The 447-nt window shown below is 58.6% G+C and carries 1 protein-coding gene; it reads right to left on the bottom strand.

Annotation, left to right across the window (positions count from 1 at the left end):
* Window positions 1-447: hypothetical protein (locus tag ACGF49_RS24860; RefSeq protein ID WP_387493422.1), on the bottom strand; the 447-nt coding region annotated here is incomplete at both ends.

Here is a 447-nt window from a genome sequence, read left to right as displayed (position 1 = left end):
CATTAATCTTCAAGTGGCGCCCGGCTTCAATCGTCGCCGCGTGGTTATTGAGCTCACGCGCCTGACCGGTGGCCGTCAGGGCGTTATCCAACTGGCCGCCGATGCGCATGTTGTCCACGCTGTAAATCTGCGCATGATGCTGGTTATTGAGCGTTGCGGTGCCGATGTCCAGCCGGTCACGTGCCGCAATGACCGCGGCTTTGCCGTCCTGGGCGGTGTTATTCAATGTGCCCGTCTGGAGGGCCAGCTGGTCACCGTAAATGCGTCCGGTGCCGGTATTGTTCAGGGTGTTGGCCGTGAGATGAGTCAAACCGCCGTCAATCAGTCCGGTGTTGCTCAGGGTATCGTGAGCCTGGATTTGCGTTTGCCTGGCGCTGATTTCACCGGAAGTGCTGTTAGTGAGATCCTGTGCGTCAAGATGCAGCGCCTGACCGGCTTTTATCTGGC

Origin of the sequence: Photorhabdus sp. RM96S, assembly GCF_042879335.1 — a bacterium.
GTDB classification, from domain to species: domain Bacteria; phylum Pseudomonadota; class Gammaproteobacteria; order Enterobacterales; family Enterobacteriaceae; genus Photorhabdus; species Photorhabdus kayaii.
The sequence above is the reverse complement of the archived record's forward strand: the minus strand, read 5'-3'. Positions and strand labels throughout refer to the sequence as shown.